The sequence below is a fragment of the Streptomyces sp. NPDC015130 genome (assembly GCF_043080005.1).
In the GTDB taxonomy this organism is placed as follows: domain Bacteria; phylum Actinomycetota; class Actinomycetes; order Streptomycetales; family Streptomycetaceae; genus Streptomyces.
In genome coordinates this window covers 70,590-96,898 of sequence record NZ_JBIBVC010000017.1, presented here as the reverse complement: position 1 = coordinate 96,898, position 26,309 = coordinate 70,590, and the positions used below count along the sequence as shown (strand labels likewise).

25 protein-coding genes and 2 tRNA genes are annotated in these 26,309 nt (G+C 72.6%); 10 read left to right on the top strand and 17 right to left on the bottom strand.

Translation table 11 applies throughout. The features are described from left to right. Window positions 1-11 precede the first annotated feature (11 nt). The 7 genes from ACF08F_RS29550 to ACF08F_RS29520 form a co-directional block, all read right to left on the bottom strand. Window positions 12-992, bottom strand: coding sequence for a hypothetical protein (locus ACF08F_RS29550; protein ID WP_055641407.1), 981 nt, complete (start codon window positions 990-992; stop codon window positions 12-14). A gap of 80 nt (window positions 993-1,072) precedes the next feature. Beyond that, window positions 1,073-2,329 carry an HD-GYP domain-containing protein gene (locus ACF08F_RS29545; RefSeq protein WP_392301570.1) on the bottom strand — a complete coding sequence of 419 codons (1,257 nt, stop codon included), beginning with the start codon at window positions 2,327-2,329 and terminating at the stop codon, window positions 1,073-1,075. Further along, window positions 2,326-3,888, bottom strand: a complete 1,563-nt coding sequence (locus ACF08F_RS29540) for an HD-GYP domain-containing protein (RefSeq protein WP_392301569.1) — start codon at window positions 3,886-3,888, stop codon at window positions 2,326-2,328. The genes ACF08F_RS29545 and ACF08F_RS29540 overlap by 4 nt, the downstream gene beginning before the upstream one ends. Before the next feature lie 144 nt (window positions 3,889-4,032). Continuing rightward, window positions 4,033-4,362: a mycothiol system anti-sigma-R factor gene (rsrA, locus tag ACF08F_RS29535; protein WP_392301568.1), complete on the bottom strand. Its 330-nt coding sequence runs from the start codon at window positions 4,360-4,362 to the stop codon at window positions 4,033-4,035. Beyond that, entirely contained in the window at window positions 4,359-5,015 is a 657-nt protein-coding gene (locus ACF08F_RS29530; RefSeq protein ID WP_055641410.1) for a sigma-70 family RNA polymerase sigma factor, read from the bottom strand. Before ACF08F_RS29530 ends, rsrA begins: the two co-directional genes overlap by 4 nt. 252 nt (window positions 5,016-5,267) lie before the next feature. Then, entirely contained in the window at window positions 5,268-5,945 is a 678-nt protein-coding gene (locus ACF08F_RS29525) for an alpha/beta family hydrolase (protein WP_392301567.1), read from the bottom strand. A 65-nt stretch (window positions 5,946-6,010) separates the two neighbouring features. Then, window positions 6,011-6,826 carry an SOS response-associated peptidase gene (locus tag ACF08F_RS29520; RefSeq protein ID WP_392301566.1) on the bottom strand — a complete coding sequence of 272 codons (816 nt, stop codon included), beginning with the start codon at window positions 6,824-6,826 and terminating at the stop codon, window positions 6,011-6,013. Window positions 6,827-6,875: 49 nt separating this feature from the next. Between ACF08F_RS29520 and ACF08F_RS29515 the strand changes: the two genes are divergently transcribed. The 4 genes from ACF08F_RS29515 to ACF08F_RS29500 all read left to right on the top strand — a co-directional run bounded on the left by ACF08F_RS29515 (window position 6,876) and on the right by ACF08F_RS29500 (window position 10,345). Further along, window positions 6,876-7,559 carry a M50 family metallopeptidase gene (locus ACF08F_RS29515; protein ID WP_392301565.1) on the top strand — a complete coding sequence of 228 codons (684 nt, stop codon included), beginning with the start codon at window positions 6,876-6,878 and terminating at the stop codon, window positions 7,557-7,559. A 20-nt stretch (window positions 7,560-7,579) separates the two neighbouring features. Further along, window positions 7,580-8,911 carry a 3-phosphoshikimate 1-carboxyvinyltransferase gene (gene aroA, locus ACF08F_RS29510; RefSeq protein ID WP_392301564.1) on the top strand — a complete coding sequence of 444 codons (1,332 nt, stop codon included), beginning with the start codon at window positions 7,580-7,582 and terminating at the stop codon, window positions 8,909-8,911. 3 nt (window positions 8,912-8,914) lie between these two features. Continuing rightward, window positions 8,915-9,928 carry a ribosome small subunit-dependent GTPase A gene (gene rsgA, locus ACF08F_RS29505; protein WP_392301563.1) on the top strand — a complete coding sequence of 338 codons (1,014 nt, stop codon included), beginning with the start codon at window positions 8,915-8,917 and terminating at the stop codon, window positions 9,926-9,928. A 93-nt stretch (window positions 9,929-10,021) separates the two neighbouring features. Further along, window positions 10,022-10,345: a DMT family transporter gene (locus ACF08F_RS29500; protein ID WP_390482290.1), complete on the top strand. Its 324-nt coding sequence runs from the start codon at window positions 10,022-10,024 to the stop codon at window positions 10,343-10,345. Here ACF08F_RS29500 and ACF08F_RS29495 read toward each other — a convergent pair. Beyond that, window positions 10,237-10,872: a TetR/AcrR family transcriptional regulator gene (locus ACF08F_RS29495; RefSeq protein ID WP_392301562.1), complete on the bottom strand. Its 636-nt coding sequence runs from the start codon at window positions 10,870-10,872 to the stop codon at window positions 10,237-10,239. The two genes, ACF08F_RS29500 and ACF08F_RS29495, sit on opposite strands and share 109 nt — an antisense overlap. 249 nt (window positions 10,873-11,121) lie before the next feature. Here ACF08F_RS29495 and hisN point away from each other — a divergent pair, with 249 nt between their 5' ends. Together hisN and ACF08F_RS29485 are read left to right on the top strand one after the other, a co-directional pair. Next, complete coding sequence (hisN, locus tag ACF08F_RS29490) at window positions 11,122-11,931, top strand: histidinol-phosphatase (RefSeq protein WP_359669830.1); 810 nt, start codon at window positions 11,122-11,124, stop codon at window positions 11,929-11,931. Window positions 11,932-12,096: 165 nt separating this feature from the next. Beyond that, on the top strand, window positions 12,097-12,489 hold the full coding sequence (locus ACF08F_RS29485; RefSeq protein ID WP_055641419.1) for a cyclic nucleotide-binding/CBS domain-containing protein: 393 nt from the start codon (window positions 12,097-12,099) through the stop codon (window positions 12,487-12,489). A gap of 60 nt (window positions 12,490-12,549) precedes the next feature. Here the strand turns inward: ACF08F_RS29485 and ACF08F_RS29480 are convergent, their stop codons facing one another. Beyond that, window positions 12,550-14,019 carry a catalase gene (locus ACF08F_RS29480; RefSeq protein ID WP_392301561.1) on the bottom strand — a complete coding sequence of 490 codons (1,470 nt, stop codon included), beginning with the start codon at window positions 14,017-14,019 and terminating at the stop codon, window positions 12,550-12,552. A 150-nt stretch (window positions 14,020-14,169) separates the two neighbouring features. Between ACF08F_RS29480 and ACF08F_RS29475 the strand changes: the two genes are divergently transcribed. Further along, entirely contained in the window at window positions 14,170-14,589 is a 420-nt protein-coding gene (locus ACF08F_RS29475; protein WP_150266252.1) for a Fur family transcriptional regulator, read from the top strand. Between the two features lie 127 nt (window positions 14,590-14,716). On the opposite strand, the gene ACF08F_RS29470 is transcribed toward ACF08F_RS29475, so the two are convergent. From ACF08F_RS29470 to ACF08F_RS29455, 4 genes are all read right to left on the bottom strand, one after another. After that, window positions 14,717-14,790 (bottom strand) — tRNA-Met (locus tag ACF08F_RS29470). A 46-nt stretch (window positions 14,791-14,836) separates the two neighbouring features. Continuing rightward, window positions 14,837-16,831: a sel1 repeat family protein gene (locus ACF08F_RS29465; protein WP_392301560.1), complete on the bottom strand. Its 1,995-nt coding sequence runs from the start codon at window positions 16,829-16,831 to the stop codon at window positions 14,837-14,839. Between the two features lie 202 nt (window positions 16,832-17,033). Continuing rightward, window positions 17,034-17,107: transfer RNA gene (locus ACF08F_RS29460), tRNA-Met, on the bottom strand. 45 nt (window positions 17,108-17,152) lie between these two features. Beyond that, complete coding sequence (locus ACF08F_RS29455) at window positions 17,153-20,044, bottom strand: UPF0182 family protein (protein ID WP_392301684.1); 2,892 nt, start codon at window positions 20,042-20,044, stop codon at window positions 17,153-17,155. A 135-nt stretch (window positions 20,045-20,179) separates the two neighbouring features. On the opposite strand from ACF08F_RS29455, the gene ACF08F_RS29450 reads away from it, so the two are divergent. Then, a complete protein-coding gene (locus tag ACF08F_RS29450) occupies window positions 20,180-20,731 on the top strand; it encodes a PPA1309 family protein (RefSeq protein ID WP_392301559.1) in 552 nt (183 codons plus the stop codon). Between the two features lie 89 nt (window positions 20,732-20,820). Here the strand turns inward: ACF08F_RS29450 and ACF08F_RS29445 are convergent, their stop codons facing one another. The 4 genes from ACF08F_RS29445 to ACF08F_RS29430 form a co-directional block, all read right to left on the bottom strand. Beyond that, complete coding sequence (locus ACF08F_RS29445) at window positions 20,821-21,909, bottom strand: PDZ domain-containing protein (RefSeq protein ID WP_392301558.1); 1,089 nt, start codon at window positions 21,907-21,909, stop codon at window positions 20,821-20,823. Between the two features lie 120 nt (window positions 21,910-22,029). After that, window positions 22,030-22,170 (bottom strand): hypothetical protein, encoded by a 141-nt coding sequence (locus ACF08F_RS29440; protein ID WP_392301690.1) that lies wholly within the window; start codon window positions 22,168-22,170, stop codon window positions 22,030-22,032. A 245-nt stretch (window positions 22,171-22,415) separates the two neighbouring features. Beyond that, a complete protein-coding gene (locus ACF08F_RS29435; RefSeq protein WP_390534249.1) occupies window positions 22,416-22,877 on the bottom strand; it encodes a molybdenum cofactor biosynthesis protein MoaE in 462 nt (153 codons plus the stop codon). Window positions 22,878-23,024: 147 nt separating this feature from the next. Continuing rightward, window positions 23,025-24,134: an SDR family oxidoreductase gene (locus ACF08F_RS29430; RefSeq protein ID WP_392301557.1), complete on the bottom strand. Its 1,110-nt coding sequence runs from the start codon at window positions 24,132-24,134 to the stop codon at window positions 23,025-23,027. A gap of 211 nt (window positions 24,135-24,345) precedes the next feature. On the opposite strand from ACF08F_RS29430, the gene ACF08F_RS29425 reads away from it, so the two are divergent. Both ACF08F_RS29425 and ACF08F_RS29420 read left to right on the top strand, forming a co-directional pair. Then, the gene (locus ACF08F_RS29425; RefSeq protein WP_392301556.1) at window positions 24,346-25,773 is read left to right on the top strand and encodes a zinc-dependent metalloprotease; all 1,428 of its coding nucleotides are present in this window, start codon (window positions 24,346-24,348) and stop codon (window positions 25,771-25,773) included. Beyond that, entirely contained in the window at window positions 25,770-26,294 is a 525-nt protein-coding gene (locus tag ACF08F_RS29420; RefSeq protein WP_392301555.1) for an NUDIX hydrolase, read from the top strand. The genes ACF08F_RS29425 and ACF08F_RS29420 overlap by 4 nt, the downstream gene beginning before the upstream one ends. The last annotated feature ends 15 nt before the right edge of the window (window positions 26,295-26,309 follow it).

Below are 26,309 nucleotides of genomic sequence, written 5' to 3'. Positions count from 1 at the left end.
TACGGGCAGCGTCAGCAGACCTCTTCCAGATCCCGCCACTCACGGCTGTCGGGACTGTCCGCCACCCAGCCGTCGAGGAGCCCGCGGACCAGGCCCGCGGGGGCCGCGATGCCGCACTCCCGCTCCGGGACCCACAGCTCGCCGGGCGAGCGGTGGCCGAGCGGTCCGGGGTGTCCCGGCTCGCTGTGGTCGTGCGGGTCGGAGTGCTCGCCCTCGCCCTCGGCGCTCGGCATCGTCGACTCCGAACAGGCGCGGCAGAGCAGCCGCACGGAGGACGACCAGTCCTCGGCGGCGAAGCCCGCGTCGGCGGCGAGCTGCTCCAGGGCGTCCCGGTCGGCCTCGGTGGCGGCCTCCAGGAGGACCACCCAGGTGGGGACGGGCGACGGCGCCCACAGCTCGATCTCGTCGAAGACCGGGTAGGACGGGCCCGCCGTGGTGGTGCGCTCGCCGTTCGGCACACCGTCGTGGAGGACGACCTCGCCCCAGCGGCGCCCCGAGGACGGCAGCGGGATGGAGAGGACCTCCATCCGGGCCGGGTCCAGCCTGCGGCCCCAGACGACCTCGGCCTCGCCCTCGGGCGAGAGCCGGACGGCGGCGCTGCCCAGCTCCATGCCGGCGGGCTCGCCGGTGCCCGCGGCGGCGCCGGGCACCTTGAGGCCGTACGCCTGCCAGGCCCGCCGGGCCAGCGGCCAGTCCTGGAGCGCGGTCGCCGCGATGCCGACGTTCCACCAGTCGGGGGCGCCGGTCTCCTTGTCGAGCAGCGCGACCGCGCGCAGCCCGGCGGCCCGGGCCTGCTCCCAGTCGTGCCGGAACTTGTGCAGCAGCGCCAGGTTGAACCAGGACTCCGAGAGCCAGGGCTCCAGATCCGCCGCACGTGTCAGCAGCGCGCCCGCGTCCTCGTACCGGCCGTCGCCGATCAGCGTGAACGCGCGGTCGGTGGCCTGCCGCCACGAGGCGGAGGGCCGATGCCGTACCTTCCCGAAGATCCTCACGATTCCCGCCTGCCGGTCGCTTTCACCCTCTTGTTCGCATCCAACCATGCCCGGTCGGACGCGCGCTCATTACCCATGGGTTACCCAGCGGCGGACGAGGTCACCCCAGGCGCCCCGCCCCGCGCCAGGACCCTGGCCAGGGACTCCACGACGTCCGGGTGATGGTCACGCGCGGTGCCGAGGCGGAGCCGCTCCAGGGCTTCGAGGGCGGCGCCGGCTCCGTCGCCCGCGAGGTCGTCGTAGGCGTTCACCGTCCGGACGATCCGGGCCGGCAGCGGCTGCTCGCGGTACGGGTCGGCCTGCCGCTCGACGACCACGGCGACGGCGGCCGGGACGCCGGTCCTGCGGACGACCTCGCCGCCGAGGAGGGCGATGCGGCGCTGCTCCTCGCCGGGGAGGAGAGCGGTGGCGCCGCCCTCGACGGGGTCGACGAGGGAGAGCTGTCCGATGTCGTGCATGAGCGCCGCGTACTCCAGGACGGTCAGCTCGGCCCCGGAGAGCCCCATCTCGCGCCCGACCGCCGTGCTGAGGGCGGCGACCCGGTGGGCGTGGCCGGGCGGGGTGCAGCCGGCGATCTCGGTCGCCCGGGCCAGCGAGGCGATGGTCTGCCGGTTGACGGTCCGGACGGCCGCGTACCGCCGGAAGGAGACCTGGGTGAGCAGCAGGGGGACGGCGAGCACGGGCAGTGCCCACAGCCCGGCGGCGGCCACGGCGAGCGCCATGACGGCGCCCGTGGCGCAGACGGCCGAACCGATGCCGAGGAGGCCGCGCAGTTCGTCGCGGAGGAGGGGGCCGAACGGGAATCCGGTGCGGGCGCGGAGCACGACGGCGGCGAGCACGGCGTCGCAGAGGGCGGTCAGGACGAGCACGAGCAGCAGGAAGAGGGCGTACGGCGGGCCCTGGCCGAGGTGCTCGACGACGGCGCCGGAGTTGTAGAGGGGCTGGAAGCAGAGGGCGGCGAAGGTGACGGTGAGGACGCGGCGGGCGAGGTGGTCGGTGCCGGGGCCGCCGCCCCTGGCGAGGTGGGGGACGATCCCGGCGAGGCCGCCGGCGACGACGACGGCGACGATCTGGAGGACGCCGTGGGTGGTGGCGGTGCCGGCGTCGGTGCCGAGGAGGGCGTACGCGAGGGCTCCCGCGGCGGCGAGCGGGGCGGGCTCCCTCTCGCCGGGGACGGCACCCCAGCGGGCGAGCTCGCCGAGGGCGATGAGCGTGCCGAAGGCGAGGGCGTTGCCGGGCTGGTCGACGCCGTACCAGAGGGTGGCGCCGATGCCGGCGAGGCCCAGCAGCAGGGCCGCGCCGTTCACGGCGCCGACGGTGAGGGCCCCCGGTCTCATGCGCGCTCCTTCGGCCGGGCGGTCAGGGGGCTGTCCGCGGCGCGCTGCGGGGGCACGTCCTCCCCGGCCGGGGAGTCACCGGGCTGGGGATCACCGGCCCGGGGGTCACCCGTCGGGGAGCCACCGGACTGGAGGTCGCCCGCCTGGGAGCCACCGACGGGGAGGTCGCCCGCCGGGAGGCCGCCCGTCGGGGGCGCGGTCGCGGGGGGCGCGGTCGGCTCGGGTGCCGGGAGCGGGGGGAGCGGCTGGGGCGGTTCGTCGGCGGTGACGTCGGTCTGCCAGCCGTGCCGGTCGAGGGCCCGGACCAGGGCGGAGACCATCACGGGGTCGAACTGGCTGGCCGCGCACCGCTCCAGCTCGGCGACGGCGGTCGGGACCGGGCGGGCCCTGCTGTAGGAGCGGGTGGAGGTCATGGCGTCGAAGGCGTCGGCGACGGCGACCACCCGGGCAAGCTCGGGGATCTGCTCGCCGTGGAGCCCGTACGGGTAGCCGCTGCCGTCCATGCGCTCGTGGTGGTGCAGGATCGCGTCCCGGGCCTCGCCGAGGAAGCCGATGCCGCGGACCATCTCGTGTCCGTACTCCGGGTGCAGTTCGATGACCCGGCGCTCCTCCGGGGTCAGCGGCCCGTCCTTGCGCAGCACGCGGGTGGGCACGCCCAGCTTCCCGACGTCGTGGAGGATGCCGGCGAACCGCACCACGTCGAGGCGGTCCTCCGCCATGCCGAGCTCACGGGCGATCAGGACGGAGGCGTGGCCGACCCGTTCGCTGTGGCCGCGGGTGTACCGGTCCTTGATGTCGACGGCCTGGACGAGGGCGCGGATGGTGGCCTGGTGCGCGGCGCGCTCGCGGTGGTACTGGGCGAAGACCCAGCAGGAGATGTACATCGGCAGCAGGACGAAGAGCGCGGCGGCCGGTCCGTACGAGCTGCGCCAGAGCACGGCCATCATCAGTCCGGCGAGCCCGTGCACGGTGTGCGGGGCGAGGGCGCTTCCGAGGAGTCCGCGCCATGCGGCGCCGGCGGGGAGTCCGCCGACGGTGGCCCGGATGCCGCCGTCGAGGGCGGTCAGGACCAGGCAGAAGGTGAGCGCGGCGGCGCCCGCGGGCAGCAGCGCGTACGGGAAGTCGGGGGCGTCCGGGCCGCCGAGGGCGGCGGGCCCGCCCAGGGCGCCCGCGGCGAGGGCGGCGGCCCAGACGGCGAGGGCCGTGGCGGCTGCCCGCCAGGCGCGGCGCGGTCCGGCGGGCGGCTCCGCGACGCGGGCGAGGAGGCTGCCGGGCAGCGCGGTGAGCGCGGCGGCGGCGGGCGGCAGGAGCAGCGCGGAGGCGAGCAGGACCGGGAAGAAGGAGCCGGTGCCCATGGGGACGGAGCCGCCGAGGGCGCGGCCGAGGAGCGGGCAGCGGGCGGGCAGCTCGCAGAGCGCGTACAGGGCGGCGAGGAGCGCGACGGTGCCCCAGGGGGTGGCCGCGCCGGGGCGCACCGCGGGCAGGACGCAGGCCGCGGCGGCGAGCAGGGCACAGCCGATGTACACGGCGGCCGCCCGCGGAATGACCCTCTCGCCCATCACACCGGCCACGCTAGCGAGTTGGCCGGTCCTGGAGGTGACGCTGCGGCCGATTCGCACCATCGGGTGATACAAGCTGATATACACACGAGGCCGCCGCGATCGCTTCGCGGCGGCCTGGGTCCCGTCCTCCGGACCGCCCGCCTACTCCTGCGGAGCGGGAGTGGCCGTGGGCGTCGCCGGGGTGACCGCGGTGATGTCCTGCTCGGGCACCAGATGTCCCGAGCGGATCAGGTCGATCCGGCCCATGACCTTGGAGCGCAGGTCGGTGGGGACGTCGTCACTGCCGCAGCAGCGCTTGACGAGCTTCTTCACGGCCTGCTCCAGGCCGTACTTCTCCAGGCACGGGGAGCACTCCTCGAAGTGCACCTCGAACTTGGTGCAGTCACTGTCGGGCATCTCTTTGTCGAGGAACTCGTAGAGATGATCCAGGACCTCTGAGCAATCCGTCTCGTGCGGCTCTCCGCAGCTCATGAGCCCGAGCCTTTCAGATCGTTCGACGACTCTCCGGCGCCCGCGGGTACCAGCCCGCGGTCGCGGGCGTAGTCCTCGAGCATGCCGCGCAGCTGGCGGCGGCCCCGGTGCAGTCGGGACATCACCGTACCGATGGGTGTCCCCATGATGTCCGCGATCTCCTTGTAGGCAAAGCCCTCGACATCGGCCAGATAGACGGCGATGCGGAACTCCTCGGGGATCGCCTGCAGCGCTTCCTTCACGTCGGAGTCGGGCAGGTGGTCGAGCGCCTGCGACTCGGCGGAGCGCAGACCGGTCGACATGTGCGACTCGGCGCGGGCGAGCTGCCAGTCCTCGATCTCCTCGGCGGCGCTGCGCTGGGGCTCACGCTGCTTCTTGCGGTACGAGTTGATGAAGGTGTTCGTGAGGATCCGGTACAGCCACGCCTTGAGGTTCGTGCCCTCGCGGAACTGGTGGAAGGAGCCGTACGCCTTCGCGTAGGTCTCCTGCACCAGGTCCTCCGCGTCCGCGGGGTTGCGTGTCATGCGCAGTGCGGCGGAGTACATCTGGTCGAGGAATCCGAGGGCGTCCCGCTCGAAGCGCGCGTTGCGCTCGGCGGTCGTCTCCTCGGGGCCGTCGTCGGTCCCTGTGTCGGTCCCAGTGACCGGACCCACCTCCTCCAGCGTGGTGGCGAGCCCGAAGGCGGACCCACTCGTTTCGGAGGATAGACGAGGAACCGCTCCGCCCGCCGCCCGAATAGGGGCGGCCTTGGGCGCGGGCAGCACTGTCCAGTCGAGGTCAGCGGCCTGCGCACGCTCCGGGCAGATGGTCGAACCCATGCGACGGACTCCCTCTTCCTTGCTCTCACACCGACGCTCTCCACAACAGAGGTGCCCGGCCGGACATTCCCGCTACGGGCCCGGATGTCAGCGGAGTGTGACTAGCCACTCGGCGACCCCGTCGACGAGCGTGCGGAGCGCCTCCGCCTGGGTGAGCGGCGCCCGCTTGGGCACGGCGAAGCCGTGGTCGCCGTAGGGCACCTCGACGAGGGCGTGCAGGCCCTCGGGGAACTCCTCGGGGTGCCCGAAGGGGTCGTTGCCGCCCTGCACGACGAGGGTGGGCAGGCCGGTGCCGAGGAGCTCGTCGGCGCGGGAGCGCTCCGGCTTCCCCGGCGGGTGGAGGGGGAAGCTCAGCGCGAGGACCGCGAGGGCGCCCAGCTCCCGTCCGGTCCGGCAGGCGACCCGGGCGCCTGCGCTGCGGCCGCCCGCGATCACGGGCAGCCCGGGCTTCGCGAGGGCCGGCCAGAGGCCGCGCCAGCCGGTGTCGAGCGTCTTCGGCGCGGGCGCGACCTTCTTGCCGGCGACCCGCCAGGGCTGCTCGACGAGGGCCGTCGTCACGCCCTGGGCGGGAAGCGCGCGAGCCAGGGCCTGGAGGTCGCGGGCCTCGATCCCGCCGCCGGCGCCGTGGCCGAGCGCGAGGACGGCCCACGGCCGCGTACCGGCGTACCAGGTGACGCGGGCCTCGCCGGCGTCGGTGGCGACGGTCTCGGAGGAGGTGGGGGAAACGGTCTCGGACCCGGCGGGAGCGGTCTCGTACTCTGTCACGTCCCCATCCTGCCGCCTCGGTCCGTCCGGCCGGCGGAACGAGGCGGCGGGACGGGCCGCGGGCCTCAGAAGAGCGTGCCCTCCTCCGGGCCCTCCAGTTCGGTCAGGAGCTCGGGGCCGTTGTTGCGGACGTTGCTGACCGCCGTCGACACCGGGTAGGCCCGCATCAGCCCCTCGGGCGGCGCCGCGAGCAGCGCGCGGAGCTCCTCCTCGCCGGTGCGCGCCGGGTCGAGCCAGGCGTCCCAGCGGTCCTCCGTCAGCATCAGCGGCATCCGGGGGTGGATGTCGGCGAGCGAGTGCGGGCCCTCGGCGGGTGCCACGCCCAGCGGGCCCGTCTCCGCCTCGGTGGTGACGACCGAGCAGGTCACCCACCACGCGGAGGGGTGGTCGTCGGCCAGCGTGCGGTCGCGCCAGAACTCGTAGAGCCCGGCCATCGCGAAGACCGAGCCGTCCGCCGGGGTCACGAAGTACGGCTGCTTCCGCGGCCGTTTCCGCTTCCCCTCGACCTCCAGGTCCCGCTCCCCCGCGCCGGTCACCCATTCGTAGTAGCCGTCGGCGGGCAGGATGCAGCGGCGGGCCGCGAACGCGCGTTTGAAGGAGGGCTTCTCGTGCAGGGTCTCCGCGCGCGCGTTGATCATCCGGGCCGCCCCCTCGGGCGACTTCGCCCAGGACGGGACGAGGCCCCACTTCAGCGCGCGCAGCTGGCGAACCGGACGCCGTGATCCGGCGTCTTTCAGAGGACGCTCCAGAACGGCCCAGACCTCTTTGGTGGGGGCCACGTTCCAGTCGGGGGCCAGAGTCTCCTCCGGCTCCCACTTCTCGATCCCGAAGGTCTCGACGAGATCCTCGGGCCTCCGACTCGCTGCATACCGTCCGCACATACGTGCCACACTGCCACGATCCCCGACCTCCCGAGGAGCGGCCCGAACGATGGACCTCTTCAGCCCGCAGGCCGCCCCGGCCGAGTGGCTGGTGATCGCCACCGCGGTCGCCGCCCTCGCCGTCACCGTGCCCCGCCGCGCCTGGCTCCTCGCCCGGAACGCGATCACCATCGCCCACGAGGGCGGCCACGGCCTCGTGGCCCTCGCGACCGGCCGCCGCCTCGAAGCGATCCGGCTGCACTCGGACACCAGCGGGCTGACCGTGACCCGGGGCCGCCCGACCGGCATGGGCGTGGTCCTCACCCTCGCCGCCGGATACACCGCGGCCCCGCTGCTCGGCCTCGGCGGCGCCGCCCTGCTCGGCGCCGGCCTGGTCACCCTGCTGCTCTGGATAGCGACCGGCCTGCTGCTCGCGATGCTGGTGATGGTCCGCAACGCGTACGGGATCCTCACCGTCGTCCTGACGGGCACGGCCTTCCTGCTGGTCTCCTGGCTGACCGGTCCCGAGGTCCAGTCGCTCTTCGCCTACGCGGTGGTGTGGTTCCTGCTCCTCGGTGGGGTCCGCCCGGCCTTCGAGCTCCAGTCGAAGCGGCGCCACGGCGGGGCCTCCGACTCGGACGCGGACCAGCTCTCGCGCCTCACCCACGTGCACCCGGGGGTGTGGCTGTTCTTCTTCCACGCCGTCTCGATCTGCTGCCTGATCGGCGGCGGCCGCTGGCTCCTGGGCTTCTGACTCACCCGTACAGTGATTCCATGACCGCAGCAGCTTCCGTGCGCCCCGACCCGTCCACCGACCTCTGGCCCGCCCCGTATGCCCGCGGCGCCGTCGACGCGACCGTCACCGTGCCCGGATCGAAGTCGGTCACCAACCGCGGTCTGGTCCTCGCCGCGCTCGCCGCCGAACCCGGCTGGCTGCGCCGCCCGCTCCGCTCCCGCGACACCCTCCTGATGGCCGAGGCGCTGCGTACCCTCGGTGTGAAGATCGAGGAGGGCGTGGGCCCCGACGGCACCGGCGAGGCCTGGCGGATCATCCCGTCCCCGCTGCGCGGCCCGGCCTCCGTCGACGTCGGCAACGCGGGCACGGTCATGCGCTTCCTGCCCCCCGTCGCGGCGCTCGCCGACGGCCCCGTCCGCTTCGACGGCGACCCCCGCTCCCACGAGCGTCCGCTGCACGGCGTGATCGACGCGCTGCGCGCGCTGGGCGCCCGGATCGACGACGACGGCCGGGGCGCCCTGCCCCTGACCGTGCACGGCGCCGGGGGCCTGGACGGCGGCACGGTCGAGATCGACGCCTCCTCCTCGTCCCAGTTCGTCAGCGCCCTGCTGCTCTCCGCGCCCCGCTTCAACCAGGGCGTCGAGGTACGGCACGTGGGGACGAAGCTGCCCTCGCTGCCGCACATCCGGATGACGGTCGACATGCTGCGCGCGGTCGGCGCCCAGGTCGACGAGCCGGAGCACGGCGGCGAGCCGAACGTCTGGCGGGTGGCGCCCTCCGCGCTGCGCGGCCGTGACCTCGTCGTCGAGCCCGACCTGTCGAACGCCCAGCCGTTCCTCGCCGCCGCCCTCGTGACCGGCGGCCGGGTGACGATCCCGGACTGGCCGGAGCGCACCACCCAGCCGGGCGACGAGCTGCGCCGGATCTTCACCGAGATGGGTGGCTCCTGCGAGCTGACCGAGGCCGGTCTGACCTTCACCGGCACGGGCCGGATCCACGGCATCGACGTGGACCTCGGCGAGGTCGGCGAACTGACCCCCGGCATCGCGGCGGTCGCGGCGCTCGCCGACTCCCCCTCGACGCTGCGCGGCGTCGCGCACCTGCGACTGCACGAGACGGACCGTCTCGCGGCGCTCACCAAGGAGATCAACGAGCTGGGCGGCGACGTGACGGAGACCGAGGACGGTCTGCGCATCGACCCGCGCCCGCTGCACGGCGGCGTCTTCCACACGTACCACGACCACCGCATGGCGACGGCGGGCGCGATCATCGGCCTCGCCGTCGAGGGCGTCGAGATCGAGGACGTGGCGACGACGGCGAAGACCTTGCCGGACTTCCCGAGGATGTGGACCGAAATGCTCGGGGTCTGAACCATGCGGCGTTACGGCAAGCACACCGACGAGGACGACATCCGCCAGCGGCCCAACCGCAAGGGCACCCGTCCCCGTACGTCCATCCGCCCGAAGCACGAGGACGCCGTCGAGGGCATGGTCCTCACCGTCGACCGGGGCCGGCTGACGTGCCTGGTCGAGGACCGGATCGTGACCGCGATGAAGGCGCGCGAACTGGGCCGCAAGGCCGCCGTGGTCGGTGACCGGGTCCAGATCGTCGGCGACCTCACCGGCGAGAAGGACACGCTCGCCCGGATCGTCCGGATCGGCGAGCGCAGCTCGGTGCTCCGGCGCACGGCCGACGACGACGACCCGTACGAGCGCGTGGTCGTCGCCAACGCGGACCAGCTGGCGATCGTCACCGCGCTGGCCGACCCGGAGCCGCGCCCGCGGCTGATCGACCGCTGTCTGGTCGCCGCGTACGACGGCGGGCTCTCCCCGCTGCTCGTCCTGACCAAGTCGGATCTGGCCTCCCCCGACGCGCTCCTGGAGATGTACGGGGCGCTCGGTGTCCCGTACGTGGTCACCACCCGCGACGAGTTCGTGGACGGAGTCGCCGCCGAGCGGGTCCACGAGCACCTCCAGGGCCGTACCACCGCCTTCGTCGGGCACTCGGGCGTCGGCAAGACGACGCTGGTCAACGCCCTGGTCCCGGCCGACCGGCGACGGACCACGGGTGTCGTCAACGCGGTCACGGGCCGCGGCCGGCACACGACCACCTCGGCGCTCGCCCTCCCCCTCGACTCCGAGGAGGGCGGCTGGGTCATCGACACGCCCGGCGTGCGCTCCTTCGGACTGCACCACGTCGACCCGTCCCGGGTGATCCTCGCCTTCCCCGACCTCGTACCGGGGACGGAGAACTGCCCGCGCGCGTGCAGCCACGACGAGCCGGACTGCGCGCTCGACGCGTTCGTGGCGGAGGGGCACGCGGACCCCGCGCGGCTCTACTCGCTGCGGCGACTGCTCGCGACGCGCGAGCGGCGCGAGGGTGACTGACCCGTCGGCGTTTCAGGTCGACCGCCACCGGTAAGTGCATAATCGCACCAAGTGCGACGAAAGCGGTCACCGAAGGCGTGGGAGGCACTGACGATGGCGTGGCTGCTGGTGGTGGTGGCCGGTCTCCTGGAGACCGGCTTCGCGGTCTGCCTGAAGCTCTCGCACGGGTTCACCCGGCTATGGCCGACGATCGCCTTCGCGGCCTTCGCCCTGGGCAGCTTCGGACTGCTCACCCTCGCGCTGCGGAAGCTGGACGTGGGTCCGGCCTACGCGGTGTGGACGGGGATCGGCGCGGCCGGAACGGCGATCTACGGAATGATCTTCCTCGGGGACGTCGTCTCCACCCTCAAGATCGTCTCGATCAGCCTGGTCATCGTGGGGGTCATCGGGCTCCAGCTGTCCGGCTCCTCGCACTGAGCGACCGTCGGCGGGACCGGCGCGACCACATGACTGAGGGCGAGCCGGAGGGCGAGCTCGCAGCCGGCCGCCCACCGCTCGCCGGCGCAGGCCGCGGTCGCCGCGACCAGCTCACCCGGCGCGGGCGGCCCCTCGTCGGCGCGCCGCTGGGCGGGTACGGGGGCGGGGCGGGCGCCCGGCCGGACGGGCCGGGGCACGGGGAGCCGTTCGTTCCAGGCCCCGGTGAGCAGGGCGCGCAGTATCGGGCGCGCGGCCGCCCGGGTGACGGTCCACTCGGCGACGGCGACGAGGTTCCGCTCGGGCGGGGCGGGCTCGGCGAGCAGCCGCCGCACCCCGTGGAGGTAGGCGTCGGCCTCGCGCCGGACGAGGGCGCGGGCGAGGCCCTCCTTGCTGCCGAACTCGTTGTAGAGGGTCTGCCGGGAGACCCGGGCGTCGACGGCGAGGTCGGCCATCCGTACGGCGGACCACGACCGGTGCGTGAGCGCGGCCAGCGCGGCGTCGAGCAGGGCCTCGCGGGCGTGCGCCATCGCCACCTCCAGGAGGGAACGGTTCTGCGCTCAGCGTCGACAGACGCCCCCGCCCTGTCAAGGGACTTCGAGGGAGTTCGAGGGAGTTCGAGGTGCTCCGGAGGACTTCGGGTGCCTTCGGGAGCCTCCGGGCGGGTCCCGGCCGTCCACCGGGGGCCACCGGGGCCCTCGACGGCCTCCGACGGCCTCCGACGGCCTCCCGGTGGACGGTTCTCCGCGCGGGGATCACGCGGGGATAGAGTGCCGACCATGGCCGATTACCACGATGACCTGCGTCTCGCCCACGTCCTCGCCGATGCCGCCGACGCGGCCACCATGGACCGGTTCCAGGCGCTCGACCTCAAGGTCGAGACGAAGCCGGACATGACCCCGGTGAGCGAGGCGGACAAGGCGGCGGAGGAGCTGATCCGCGGCCAGCTCCAGCGCGCCAGGCCGCGTGACGCGATCCTGGGCGAGGAGTACGGCGTGGAGGGCTCGGGCCCGCGCCGCTGGGTGATCGACCCGATCGACGGCACCAAGAACTACGTGCGCGGGGTGCCCGTCTGGGCGACCCTGATCGCCCTGATGGAGGCCGGCGAGACCGGCTTCCAGCCGGTGGTGGGCGTGGTGTCCGCCCCGGCGCTCGGCCGCCGCTGGTGGGCGGCGAAGGGCCTGGGCGCGTACACGGGCCGCAGTCTGGCCTCGGCGACCCGGCTCGGGGTCTCGAAGGTGTCCTCCCTGGAGGACGCCTCCTTCGCGTACTCCTCGCTGAGCGGCTGGGAGGAGCAGGGGCGGCTCGACGGATTCCTCGACCTCACGCGCGCGTGCTGGCGGACCCGCGCGTACGGCGACTTCTGGCCGTACATGATGGTCGCCGAGGGCTCCGTGGACATCTGCGCCGAACCGGAGCTGTCCCTGTGGGACATGGCGGCGGTGGCGGTCGTCGTTCAGGAGGCCGGCGGCACGTACACGGGCCTCGACGGCCGGCACGGCCCGCACAGCGGCAACGCGGCCGCGTCCAACGGCCTGCTCCACGGCGAACTGCTGAGCTACCTGAACCAGGAGAGCCCGGAGGCGTAGGGAGCGCCGGGCGGCCCGGCGCCGCCGTCACTCCCCGGGAGCGCCTCGCGCGCCCCCTTGTCGGGCCCCTCCCCCGGTGTCACTCTGAGAGTCCCCCCACTTGTGAACTTGTGAATCGGTTCTCGTTGAAGGCGGGAACGGTTCACGAAGGAGGTGGCTCCGTCCATGCTCGTCCGTGACGCCATGAGCACCGTGGTCCTCACCATCGGCCCCGCACACACCCTCCGGCAGGCGGCCCGGCTGATGTCGGCGCGCCGCGTCGGCGCGGCCGTCGTCCTCGATTCCGATGCCGGCGGCCTCGGCATCCTCACCGAGCGCGACATCCTCAACTCCCTCGCCAGGGACCAGGACCCCGACGTCGAGACCGCGGGCTCCCACACCACCCACGACGTCGTCTTCGCCGCGCCCACCTGGACCCTGGCGGAGGCGGCCGAGGCGATGACGCACGGCGGCTTCCGCCACCTCGTCGTCCTCGACGACCGGGGACCCGTCGGGATCGTCTCCGTGCGCGACATCATCCGCTGCTGGATCCCGGTGCACAGCGTCGCCGGCCGATGAACGAGACCGGGCCGGACTCCGTACGGAGTCCGGCCCGGGCCCTACCTACGACAAGCGCCCTCAGCCACGCAGGGCCTGGACCGCGGCGTCGAGCCGCTTGCCGAAGTCACCGTCCGCCTGGCGGAAGTTGTCGATCGCCCGCTCGGCGATGTCCTCGCGCGAGACCTTGGCGATGAAGCCCGCCAGGTTCTCGACGAGACGGCCCTTCTCGTCCTCCGACATCAGGCGGTAGAGGTTGCCCGCCTGGACGAAGTCGGTGTCCTCGGAGTGCGAGGGGGCCGCGTGGTCACCGGTGAGGCCGGTGACGGGGAGCGGCTGCCACAGCGCCCGGTCCGTCTGGTGCGGGCCGCCGAAGCTGTTCGGCTCGTAGTTCTTCGAGCCCTTGTGGCGGCCGTCGTAGAGGTGGCCGTCACGGGAGTTGGTCCGCGCCTCGGTGGCGTGCGGGCGGTTCACCGGCAGGTGGTCGGCGTTGATGCCGACGCGGTAGCGGTGGGCGTCGCCGTAGGCGAAGAGGCGGCCCTGGAGCATCTTGTCCGGGGACGGGCCGATGCCGGGCACGAAGTGCGCCGGGCTGAAGATCGACTGCTCGACCTCGGCGAAGACGTTCTCCGGGTTGCGGTTGAGCTCCAGCTTGCCGATCTCGATCGGCGGGTAGTCCTCGTGCGGCCACACCTTGGTGAGGTCGAACGGGTTGAAGCGGTACTCGGCGGCGTCGGCCGCGGGCATGATCTGGACCTGCACGGTCCAGGTCGGGAAGTCGCCGCGCTCGATGGCCTCGCGCAGGTCGCGCTGGTGCGAGTCCGGGTCCTCGCCGGCGAGGCGGTTGGCCTCGGCCTGGGTGAGGTTCTTGATGCCCTGGTCGGTCTTGAAGTGGTACTTGACCCAGAAGACCTCGCCGGCCTCGTTGTTCCACTGGAACGTGTGCGAGCCGTAGCCGTTCATGTGGCGGTACGAGGCGGGGATGCCGCGGTCGCCGAAGAGCCAGGTGACCTGGTGCGTCGACTCCGGGGAGAGGCTCCAGAAGTCCCAGACGTTGTCCGCCTCCTGCGAGCCCGTGTACGGGTCGCGCTTCTGGGTGTGGATGAAGTCGGGGAACTTGATGGCGTCCTTGATGAAGAACACCGGGGTGTTGTTGCCGACGAGGTCGTAGTTGCCCTCTTCGGTGTAGAACTTCAGCGCCCAGCCGCGGGGGTCACGGACCGCGTCGGCCGCGCCGAGGTTGCCCGCGACGGTGGAGAAGCGCAGGAACGTCTCGGTCTCCTTGCCGACCTCGGAGAGGAACGCGGCGCGCGTCCACTGCGAGACGTCACGGGTGAGCGTGAAGGTGCCGTAGGCGCCCGCACCGCGCGCGTGGACCACGCGCTCCGGGATGCGCTCGCGGTTGAAGTGGGCGAGCTTCTCCAGGAGGAGCTGGTCCTGCACGAGGACCGGACCGCCGACGCCCGCCGTCTCGCTGTTCTGGTTGTCGGCGACCGGCGCGCCGGCCTCCGTGGTGAGCGGTCCCTGCGTCACGTGCGCCTCCTGCGTCATGTCCTGCGAGTCCTGTCCTTCGGCCCGACCCCGTTCCGGGTCTTAGCCTGTGCCGGTCTCGATCCTACGATAGACATTGTCTAAGTCAAGTGCACTTCCAAAGTCACACCCGTTCGGGACCCGTTCCCGCCGACTGTTAGGCTGACCCCCATGAGTGACCTGTTGGAACGACTGCGCGGCCGCGGCTGGCGGATGACCGCGCAGCGTCGTGTCGTGGCCGAGGTGCTCGACGGGGATCATGTGCACCTGACCGCCGACGAGGTCCACGCCCGCGCCGTGACGCGGCTGCCCGAGATCTCGCGCGCGACCGTGTACAACACGCTGGGCGAGATGGTCACCCTCGGCGAGGTCATCGAGGTCGCCACGGACGGTCGCGCCAAGCGGTACGACCCCAACGCCCACCGTCCGCACCAGCACCTGGTCTGCGGCCGCTGCGGCGCCATCCGCGACGTCCACCCGGCCGGCGACCCGATGGCCGACCTCCCGGACACCGAGCGCTTCGGCTTCACGATCTCCAACGTCGAGGTCACCTACCGGGGCATCTGCCCGAGCTGCGCCACCACCGCCTGACCCGTACCCGAGAAGCCCCCGCCGCGGCGGGGGCTTCTTCGTACCCCGACGAGCCCGCGGAACACGCGCACATACGACGAAGACCCGGATCCGATGTGATCGGATCCGGGCCTTCGTTGCTACTGAGTAGCGGGGACAGGATTTGAACCTGCGACCTCTGGGTTATGAGCCCAGCGAGCTACCGAGCTGCTCCACCCCGCGTCGGTGAACCCAACCTTACGGGTCCCCCGTCACCAGCGCAAATCCGTTAAGCGGTGAGCTCCTGGTGCAAGGCCTCGCTCAGCCGGGCCGCGCGTTCGGCGACCTCCGCCGGGCCCAGCTCCACCGCGCGGGCGCACCAGTGCCGCCCCTCGGTGAGCTCGCCCCGGCGCGCCGCGAGCAGGGCGAGCCGGAGCGCGGCGCGGCCGTGGCCGGCCCGGGCGGCCCGGGTCCACCAGAGCGCCGCCTCGCGCTCGCTGCCCTCGCGGGCGAGGAGCAGCCCGAGGTTGAAGGCGCCGTTGCGGCTGCCCGCCTCCGCCGCCTCGCGGTACCAGCGGTCGGCCTCGGCGAGGTCGCCGCGGCCCGCCGCGAGCATCCCGACCCGCACCTGGGCGCGCCGGTGTCCCTGCTGGGCGGCCCGCTCGTACCACTCCTCGCACTCGGTCTTCTCCTCCCGGGGCGCGCCGAGCACGGCGGGGCCGGGCTCGGGGCGGCGCGCGTCGAGGACCGTGGCGAGCCGGAAGGCGGCCTCGGCGCTGCCGCCGCCGGCCGCGCACCGCAGGTGGCGCTCGGCGGTCCGCTCGTCGCCGTCGCGCAGGGCGGCGATGCCGACCTGGAGGGCGGCCTCGGTGTGCCCCGCGGCGGCGGCCCGCTCGTACCAGACGAGGGCCGTGCGGTCGTCGTCCCGGCCCGCGTGGAGGATGCCCAGGTTGAAGGCGGCGTCCACGCTGCCGGCCTCGGCGGCCTTGGAGAACCACGGCTCGGCGCCGTTCGCGTCGCCGGCCTGGAGGAGCAGCACCGCGAGCGCGTTGGCGGCCTCGCGGTGGCCCGCGTAGGCGGCGCGGCGGTACCACTGCTCGGCCTGCGGGATCCGGTCCTGGGCGGCGCAGAGCAGCCCGAGGTTGTACGCCCCGTTCACATCGCCCGCGTCCATGGCGGCGCGGTACCAGCGCTCGGCGGTCTGCTGCTCGCCCCGGGCGGCGTGCAGCGCACCGAGGGCGTTGGCCGCGTTGCCGTCGCCGTCCTGGGCGGCGCGCAGCCACCACACGGCGGCGCTCTCCTGGTCACCGGCATCGCGCAGGAGGAAGCCGAGGGCGCAGGCGGCCTTGGCCTCGCCCTCCTTGGCGGAGCTGAGGTACCAGCGGCCGGCCTCCTTGAGCTCTCCGCGCTTCTCCAGGATCACGCCGAGGTGCAGCGCGGCGCGCCGGTGCCCGCGGGCGGCGGCCTGCCGGAACCACTGCTCGGCCTCGGTCAGCTCGCTCTTCGGCGGCGCGGGGTCGGTCACGCCGCCGGGCGCCGCGCCGGCCGGGGCGATCGCGCCCGCGTCCGCGGCGCCACCGGGCACCCGGAGCCGGGAGCCGGTGTCGTGCGGCCCGCGACCGCCGTCGTGCGGCCCGCGGCCGGGTTCGGTCGCGCGGCGCTCCAGGGCCAGGGCGAGGCGGTAGGCGGCCTCGCGGTGGCCCTGCTCGGCGGCGGCGCGCAGCCAGCGTTCGGCGCCGACGTCGCTGCGGTGCTCCAGGAGGTCGGCCAGGGCGTAGGCGCCGAGGGCGTGGCCCTGCTCGGCGGCCTGGCGCAGCCAGTACTCGGCGGCGGGCTCGTCCCCGCGCTCGCGGTGGTGGCGGCCGAGGGCGTGGGCGGCGGGCGCGGAGCCGGCGACGGCGGCGACCCGCCACCAGCCGGCGGCCTCTTCGGCGTACCCCCGCTGGTGGAGCAGGACGCCCAGGTTGTTCGCGGCGGCCCGGTCCCCCTCGGCGGTGGCGCCGCGCAGGAAGGGCTCGGCGCCGTCGAGGTCACCGCGGCGCAGGAGCAGCGCGCCGAGCGCGCTCATCGAGGCGAGGTCTCCGCGCTCGGCCGCGCGCCGGTGCCGCGCCTCGCTCTCGGTCTCCGTCTCGTGCTCGGTGTCGGCATCGGTCCGGGCGGTGGTGTCGACGGCCGCATCGACGGCCCCCACTGCCTCGATGATCTCGTCCGCGGCGTTCCTGGCGTGCCGCTGCACAAACCGCCCTGTCTCCAACAGAGTTGCCCTGTCCCCCATAAATACCATCGTCGCACCACCCGCAACCCGAGCACACCTGGTATACCGCAGCCAGTGAGGTCACTCAGCGTTTTGTCGACATGCCCACAGAGAGACAAGTCAAACACGCCTCACACCAACTCGCCCCCTCCGTACCGCTCTTAGGCGCCCTCCGTCACGTCGACACACGACGAGGGCCCGGATCCTTATGGATCCGGGCCCTCGTTCTGAGTAGCGGGGACAGGATTTGAACCTGCGACCTCTGGGTTATGAGCCCAGCGAGCTACCGAGCTGCTCCACCCCGCGTCGGTGAAACCACAGTATCACGACGCGGGGACGGAAAACCTCAGGTCAGCCGCCTGCTCCCGTGCTCTTGAGCTTCGCTCCGGCGTCCGCCGCGCGCTGGAGGGCGTCCTGGAGGTCCTCCTGCGCCTTGCCGTACGCCGTCCAGTCGCCCTTCTGGAGGGCCGCCTCGCCCGCGTCGTACGCCTTCTGGGCGTCGGCGATGGCCGCCTTCAGCGCGGCGTCGTTCGACGTCGGCGGCGGGGGCGTGGTGCCCGGGGGCGGGGTGGTCGGCGGGGTCGGCGCGTCCACGCCGAAGACCGCGTTCAGCGCGTCGGTGAGGTTGTCCTCGAACACGGTGGTGTCCTTGGTCGTGTCACCGTCCGGCTGGTCCGCGTCCACGTAGGACACCGCGACCTTCTTCAGGAGCGGGTACAGGGCGTTCCGGCCCTGGGCGTACACCGGCTCCACGTACAGGAACCCGCCGTCGAGCGGCACGGTCAGCAGGTTGCCGTACTGGATGTCCGAGTCGGCGCCCTTCATGTCCCGGACGAACTGGGCGACGTCCGGGAGACCGTTGAGCTTGCTCTGCACCTGGGCCGGGCCGGGCACGTCCTCGGTGACCCGCAGCAGTCTCAGCCGGCCGTACTCCTTGCTGGTGGCGTCGGCGTCGACCGCCATGAAGCCGCCCAGGTTGGGCCGGCCGTTCGGCGTGAACGTCGTCGTCAGCGAGAAGCGCTGCGCCGTGTCCCCGGGCATCTTCATGCTCAGGTAGTACGGCGGGACCGCGTTGCCGTCCTTGTTGGTCGGGTCGTCCGGCACCTGCCAGGCGTCCGAGCCGCTGTAGAACTGCGCGGGGTCGGTGACGTGGTAGCGGGTCAGCAGCTCGCGCTGGACCTTGAACATGTCCTGCGGGTAGCGCAGGTGCTTCATCAGGTCGCCGTCGATCGCGGACTTCGCCTTCACGGTGCCCGGGAAGGCCTTCATCCAGGTCTTGAGGACCGGGTCCTGCGTGTCCCACTGGTAGAGGTTCACCGTGCCGTCGTAGGCGTCGACGGTGGCCTTCACCGAGTTGCGGATGTAGTTGACCTGGTTCTGCTGGGCGACGACGGCGCGCTGCTGGTTGCCGACGGTCAGGGAGTCGGCCGTGGTGTCGCCGAGCGTGGTCCGCGAGGCGTACGGGTAGCCGTTGGTCGTCGTGTAGGCGTCGACGATCCACTGGATCCGGCCGTCGACGACCGCCGGGTAGGCGTCGCCGTCGATGGTCAGCCAGGGCGCGACGGCCTCGACGCGCTCCTTGGGCGTGCGGTTGTAGAGGATCCGCGAGCCCTCGCCGATGGCCCCCGAGTAGAGGATCTGCGGCTCGCTGAAGGCCACCGCGTAGGCGGCGCGGTTGAACGCGCCGGAGAGGCTGACGCCGCTCTTCTCCTTGTAGCTGGTGGTCTTCTCGCCGTTCTCCTCGTAGTCCAGCTCCTTCTGCGGGCCGCCCACGATCGAGTACTGGTCGGTCTTCTCGCCGTAGTAGATCCGCTGCTGGTACTCGCCGACGTCACCGGTCGTCGGCAGCCCGGACTCGGTGAAGACCGGGGAGCCGTTGGCGTCCGTCTGCGTGCCCATGGCCATGATCGCGCCGTAGCCGTGGGTGTAGGTGAAGTGGTCGTTGATCCAGTTCCGCTTCGGGATGCCCTTGATGTTGAGCTCGCGCAGACCGATGACCGTGTCCCGGCCGTTGTAGCGGTCCACGTCCAGGGTCGTCGGGAACTGGTAGTACTTCCGCTTCTGCTCCAGCTGCTGGAACGTGGGCGAGACGATGTTCGGGTCGAGGACGCGGTAGCTGGCCGCCGAGTCGGCGTCCGTCCGGAGCTGGTCCTTGGCCTTGACCGTCGACTTGCCCGAGTAGTTCTCGGGCTTCGTCGAGTCGATCGCGTACGCCTTGCGGGTCGCGTCGATGTTCTTCTGGATGTACGGCGCTTCCTTGGCCTGCTCGTTCGGCTGGACCTGGAACTTCTGCACGATGGCCGGGTACAGGCCGCCGATCAGGACCGCCGAGAGCACCATCAGACCGAAGCCGATCACCGGCAGCTGCCAGGTGCGGCGCCAGAGCGTCGCGAAGAACAGCACCGCGCAGATCGCGGCGATGCAGAACAGGATGGTCTTCGCCGGCAGGTACGCGTTGGCGTCGACGTACCGCAGGCCCGTCCAGTTGCCCGTGGCCTTGAAGTCGCTGGACTTCACCGCCAGGCCGTACCGGTCGAGCCAGTACGCCACGGCCTTCAGCGAGACGAAGACGCCGAGCAGCACCGAGAGGTGCCCGGTCGCGGCGGCGGTCGCACGGGCGCCCGGGCTGGTGATCCGCAGTCCGCCGTACAGGTAGTGCGTGAGCGCGGCGGCGATCAGCGACAGGACGGCGGCGGCGAAGCCGAAGGCCAGGAGGAAGCGGTACCAGGGCAGATCGAAGGCGTAGAACGCCACGTCGAGACCGAACTGCGGGTCCTTCTGGCCGAACTTCACGCCGTTGACCCACATGAGCCAGGTGCGCCACTGGCCCGAGGCGGAGGCGCCGGCGATCAGCCCGACCAGGACCGTGACCGCGAGGAGCACCCACTTCTTGAAGGGGGCCACGCCCATCCGGTACCGGTCGAGGCTCTGCTGCTCCAGCGACATCGCACTGAGCGGCGGACGCAGCCGGTACGCCAGCCAGATGTTCAGGCCGACGGCGAGCCCCATGAGGAGACCGAAGACGGCGAAGAGGCCGATCTTGGTCCACAGGGTGGTGGTGAACACGGACGAGTACTTGACCGAGCGATACCAGAGCCAGTCCGTCCAGAACCCGGCGAACATCACGAACGCCATGGCCAGGACGGCCAGCACCCCGAGTGTCATGAGCAGGGTGCGGGCCCGCCGGGACGGCCGGCCGACTCTCATCCTCGGTCCGGACGGGCTACCGCCGCGGTCCGGCATCTGGAAAGCCAACGTGCGCCCCTCGATGTTGATGCGTCTGAAAGCAGGCCCCGCGATCGTAGAGCCCAATGGTGCAACTTACTGAGGCTTTACCTAGTTCCCGTCTTCGGGGCAAGACGAGGCAGGATATTGGTCATGTCCAACGTTTCCCCCTCAGGCCCGGCGATGGCCGCGAGCCCCCTCACCCGTGCCGTACTCGAGATCGACGAGTACGCCTCGGGTCTCGGCTGGGACCAGCCGGCCCGTCTCTTCGCCCTCGTCGACACCGCCCGGCTCCGCGCCAAGGAGCCCGCCCTCGCCTCCCAGCTCGGCCTGGGCGACGACGCCACCGCCTTCACCCCGATCGAGCAGGAGAAGCTGCCGCGCGGGAAGCCGCTCGACGAGTTCCTCGGCACGATCGCCTGGCCCTCCTCCGTGGCGGGCTGCGCCCTGACCGTGGAGCGGCTGATGCTGCCGCCGTCGGCGGAGTCCCAGGTGCCGCAGGGGCTGAACGAGAAGCAGCTCGCCAAGTGGGTCGCCGCCCACCCGGACCGCCAGGAGGTCCGGATGACCGTGGCGGTGCTGCGCGGCGGCGCCCGTGAGGCGGCGATCCGGCTGCGTGAGAAGGACTCGACGACCGAGGTCCTGACCGGCCCCGACCTGGTGCCGGGACTCGCCGAGGCGCTGTCGGCGACCTTCGAGTCGTAAGGCCCGGGGCCGCGCCGTTCCCCGGCCGCGGTACGAGAAGGGGGCGCCCGGTCGGCCGACCGGGCGCCCCCTCGTCCGTGCCGGGCCGGTCAGCCCGTGGAGCAGCGCGGCAGGTTCGCCGTGTCGCCCTTGCGGAGCTTCTCCAGCGACTTGGCGGCGTCGTCGATCGTGTCCACCTTGATCAGGGTCAGGCCCTCGGGGGTGTCGGCGGCGGCGGACGCGCAGTTGTCGGCGGGGGTGAGGAAGTACTCCGCGCCCGCGTTCCGCGCGCCGACGAGCTTCATGTCGATGCCGCCGATCGGGCCGACCTTCCCCTTGTCGTCGATGGTGCCCGTGCCGGCGATGAACTTCCCGTCGGTGAGGCTCCCCGGGGTGAGCTTGTCGACGATGCCGAGGGCGAACATCAGACCGGCGCTGGGGCCGCCCACGTCGGCGAGGTTGATGTCGATGGTGAACGGGAAGACGTGGTCCGTCCCGGCCTGGATGCCGACGACGGCCCGGTCGCCCTCCTCCGAGGTGGCGGTCTTGATGACCACCTTCCGGGTGACGGTGGGCTCCTTGCGGGCCTTCTCGGCCTCGGCGGCCTCCTTGGCGGGGACGATCGTGAACGCGACGTCCTGGCCGGGCTTGCGCTTCGTGACCTGCTCGGCGACGTCGCCCGGCTCGGTGACCTTCACGCCGTCGACGGCCCTGATGACGTCACCCGCGTGCAGCTTGCCCTCCGCCGGGGAGTCCTTGACGACCGTGGCGACGACGACACGGCTGGTCACCGGGATCCCCAGCTCCCCGAGGGCCGCCACCTTGGCGCTCTCCTGGGACTGGCTGAACTCCTCGGCGTTCTCCTGGCTCGACTGCTCCTCGGTCTTGCCGTCCGGGTAGAGCGTGTCGTGCGGCACCACCACGTTGTCGTGGGCGAGCCAGCCGTAGACGGCCTCGACGGCGTTCATCTTGTAGTCCGCGCTGGTGACGCGGACCGTCGTCATGTTGAGGTGGCCGTCGGTCGGGTAGGTCTTGCGTCCGGAGATCGAGAGGACGGGCTCTCCCCTGGCCTCGCCCAGGGTGTTGACCGTGGGACCGGGACTCATCTCCGCGTACGGCACCGGGATCAGGACGCCTGCGATGAGCAGACAGATCAACACCAGGGTGGAGGCGAGCATCGTCGCGGTGCGGCGTGGCATGGAACGACAGTACGGGACTCGCCTGTGGGTGCACCGCTGGGGCGGTCCGTACGGGGCGGCACGCCGCGGCGGGTGTCGGGCGTGACAGGTGCCGGGTACGGAGGCGGCCGACGGGCCGCGTCAGCTGGACGGTGTCGACAAGGGGGTGACCGTCGTGGCCGTCTCGCGCTCCTGGACCTCGGAGCCGGCGGTGGTCGCGGTGGTGGTGTGGGACCGCTCCATCGCGTCCCGGAACCGGGCGTAGCCGGCGAGCTCGGCCACGTCACCTATCGTCTTGTTCCTCGAAGCCCAGCTTCCCCATATCGCCGCGCCGACGACTGCGAAAAGCGGAATCAGCAACCAGGCCAGCGCTGCCATCCCGACCTCCCATCCCCAGTGAGTTGATCAGCAGACTATTCATCTGTGGCATCAACGCTGCTGCCTGGGGGCCGGTTACGCAAATCGGGCGTTCGGCTACGCGCTGTCGGCGCGTCGCCTTGCGGACGAGGACCGCTCCCTGCCGGGCCTCAGCAGGCCCCGACCCACTCCTCGGTGCCGTCGGAGAAGGTCTGGTGCTTCCAGATCGGAACCTCGTGCTTGAGGTCGTCGATCAGCTTGCGGCAGGCCTCGAAGGCCTCGCCGCGGTGGGGGCAGGAGACGGCGACGACGACCGCGATGTCGCCGATCCGGAGGTCGCCGACGCGGTGGACGGCGGCCAGCGCGCGGACCGGGTAGTCGGCGACGACCTTCTCCGCGACGCGGCGCATCTCCGCCTCGGCGGTGGGGTGGCAGGAGTAGCCGAGGGCATCGACGTCCGCGCCGCCGTCGTGGTTGCGCACGGTGCCGACGAAGAGGGTCGTGCCGCCGGAGGCGTCGTCGCCGACGGCCCGGAAGACCTCGTCCACGGAGAGCGGGGTGTCCCGGATCGCGAGGAGCTTGATCGGGTCGGCGGCGGCCTGCTCGCCGGGGTGGTCATGGGTGCGTGCCATGCGCCCATGGTGCCGTACGCCGCCGACATCCGGAATTGCGGTTTCGACCGGTCGTCGAAACCCTCCGTAGGAGGGTTCTACAGACACCTCCCCCGGGCCGGCCCCGGGAGCAGCCCCCGGCCGCCCGCCCCGGCTCCCCGGCGCGGGTCAGATCCCGCGCCGCTTCCGCATCTGCCGGACGAGCGCCGCCGTGCCCAGCAGCGCCACCGTCGCGCCGGCCGCGCCCGCCGCCGTCGCGTCCTTGCGGCCCAGGCGGCGGCCGGCGACCGTGTGGCGGCCCTCGACCTCCTCCAGGAGCGCGGTGAGGACCTCCTCGTTCGTCCACTTCGGGCGCCAGCCGGCGTCGTGGAGCCGCCCGACGCTGACCACCCAGGGGTGCATCGTGTACGCGAGGTCGCCCGCCGGGGACGGGGTGAGCCCGATCCGGTGGAGGCGGGCCGCCGCGCCGAGGGCGACGGCGGAGGGGAGCTCCATGCGCCGGATTCCGGAGAGCTCCTCGACCTCCTCCTGCTCCAGCCAGCCCTCGCAGCCGACCGCGAACTCCCCGTCGACCTTCTCCAGGGCCGCGTACTCCAGCGCGCTCACCAGGTCGTCGACGTGGCAGAACTGCCAGGTGGGGCGGGATCCGGCGACGACGAGCAGCCGGGGAGACTCGAAGTAGCGGGTCAGCGCCGTGTCCGTACCGCCGACGAGAACGGCCGGGCGGACGACGGTGACGTTCAGGCCGGGGTGCGCGCGGGGCGCGCGGCGGCCGAGGCGCTCGATCTCCAGCATGTCGCCGACGCCGGTGGCCTCGGCCGTCGCCCTGAGCTCGGCGTCCTCGGAGAGCGGGATGTCGTTGTCGGGCAGGGCTCCGTAGACCATCGCGGAGGTGCAGAGCACCACGCGGTGCACTCCGGCGGCCGCGGCGGCGGTCAGGACGGTCTGCGTGCCGCGCACGTTGTAGGCCGTTCGGGCGGCGGGGTCGGTCTCCAGGTCGAGATCGACGGCGAGGTGCACGACGACGTCCGCGCCGCGCAGCTTCTCGGCGATGGCCGGATCGCGCACGTCGAGGATGTGCCAGTGCGCCTCGGGGACATCGCCCCGGCGCTCGTCGATCGCGATGACCTGCTTGATCTCGTCGGACGCGGCGAGGCGCCTGGTCAGCAGGTCACCGACGCCGGAAGCGGCACCGGTGACCGCGACGACGGGTCCGCGCGCGGCGGACCGGGTTGAGTGGTTTCGCGCTGCGCGAACCTGAGGATCTGGGGAACTCACCGGGCGTCTCCAGCGGTTGTCTTCAGTACGTACACGCATGACGCGTACGGACCAGGTGGCGTCCATCCTGCCGCAGGGCACGCCTCGGCGGAGCACCGAGCCCATTTCCGGCCCGGATGTCTAGGCTGGTGGTGTGCGGGTCTGTCTGACAGGCCTGGTCGGGCAGTCGCCGTCGGCAGGAGGCCGGCGGCCCTACGAGCCGAGGAAACCTGTGAGTGACACCCCATTCGGATTCGGCCTTCCGCCGGAGGAGCCGGAGAACGGCGACGAGGGCAAGAAGAAGGACCCCAGCGGAGGTGGCCAGGGCTCCGGCAACCCGTTCGGGGCGAACCCGTTCGGCTTCGGTGGGCTGCCCGGCATGGGCCTGCCGGGCGGTCAGGGCGGCGCGGACAACCCCTTCGCGGCGATGTTCGGCTCGCTGAACCCGAACGATCTGGGCGCGGCCTTCCAGCAGCTCGGGCAGATGCTGAGCTACGAGGGCGGTCCCGTGAACTGGGACATGGCCAAGCAGATCGCCCGCCAGGTGGTGGCCCAGGGCACCCCCGACGGCACCAAGGACGCCAGCGTGGGCCCGGCGGAGAAGTCCGCGGTCGAGGAGGCCGTGCGGCTGGCCGACCTGTGGCTGGACGGCGTGACCTCGCTGCCCTCGGGCGCGAGCACCGCCGTGGCGTGGAGCCGCGCGGAGTGGGTCGAGGCGACGCTGCCGGCCTGGCAGCAGCTCGTGGACCCGGTCGCCGAGCGGGTCGGCGCGGCGATGGGCGACGTCCTGCCGGAGGAGATGCAGGCCATGGCCGGCCCGCTGATCGGCATGATGCGCTCCATGGGCGGCGCCATGTTCGGCCAGCAGATCGGGCAGGCCGTGGGCGCGCTCGCGGGTGAGGTCGTCGGCTCGACCGACGTGGGTCTGCCGCTCGGCCCGGCCGGGCGCGCGGCGCTGCTCCCGCTGAACATCGAGGCCTTCGGCAAGGACCTGGGCGTGCCCTCGGACGAGGTGCGGCTCTACCTGGCCCTGCGTGAGGCCGCGCACCAGCGGCTCTTCGCGCACGTGCCGTGGCTGCGGGCGCATCTGTTCGGCGCGGTCGAGGGGTACGCGCGCGGGATCAAGGTCGACACCTCGAAGCTGGAGGAGGCGGTCGGCCAGCTCGACCCGACGCACCCGGAGCAGCTGCAGGAGGCCCTCCAGCAGGGCATGTTCCAGCCGCAGGACACCCCGGAGCAGAAGGCGGCCCTGGCCCGGCTGGAGACGGCGCTCGCGCTGGTCGAGGGCTGGGTCGACGCGGTGGTCCACGAGGCCGCCAAGTCGCGGCTGACCTCGGCGGACGCGCTGCGCGAGACGCTGCGTCGGCGCCGGGCCTCGGGCGGTCCCGCGGAGCAGACCTTCGCGACGCTGATCGGCCTGGAGCTGCGTCCGCGGCGGCTGCGGGACGCGGCGCGCCTGTGGGCCTCGCTCACGGACGCGCGCGGGGTCGACGGCCGGGACGGGCTGTGGGAGCACCCGGACATGCTGCCGACGGCGACCGACCTGGACGACCCGGACGGCTTCGTCCACCGCGAGCACCTCGACTTCTCGGAGCTGGACAAGATGCTGGGCGAGGCGGCTCAGGGCCGCTCCGATGACGAGGGCGACGACAAGAAGTGAGCCTGTACGACGACGCGGTCCGCGTGCTGAGCGGGTACGGGGACCAGCCGGAGCTGCGCGGTGTCTATCTGGACCATCTCGCGGAGCACCCGGACGGCATGTACAAGCCCTGCGGGGCCGGGCATCTGACCTCCAGCGCGCTGGTGGTCGACCCGGCTCGGGGGCGGGTGCTGCTGACCCTGCACAAGAAGCTGGGCATGTGGCTGCAGATGGGCGGCCACTGCGAGGAGGGTGACGCGACGGTCGAGGCGGCTGCGCTGCGGGAGGCGACGGAGGAGGCCGGGATCGCGGGGCTGACCCTGCTGCGGGGCGGTCCCGTGCGGCTCGACCGGCATCCGATCCCGGCGCCGTGCCACTGGCACCTGGACGTGCAGTACGCGGCGCTGGCCCCGGCCGGCGCGGAGGCGGAGATCAGCGAGGAGTCGCTGGACCTGCGCTGGTTCGCGTACGAGGACGTGGCGGAGGTGGCGGACACCTCGGTGGTCGAGCTGCTGAAGGGCACGCTGGCGCGCCTCGGCTGAGTACGGGTGAGGGGC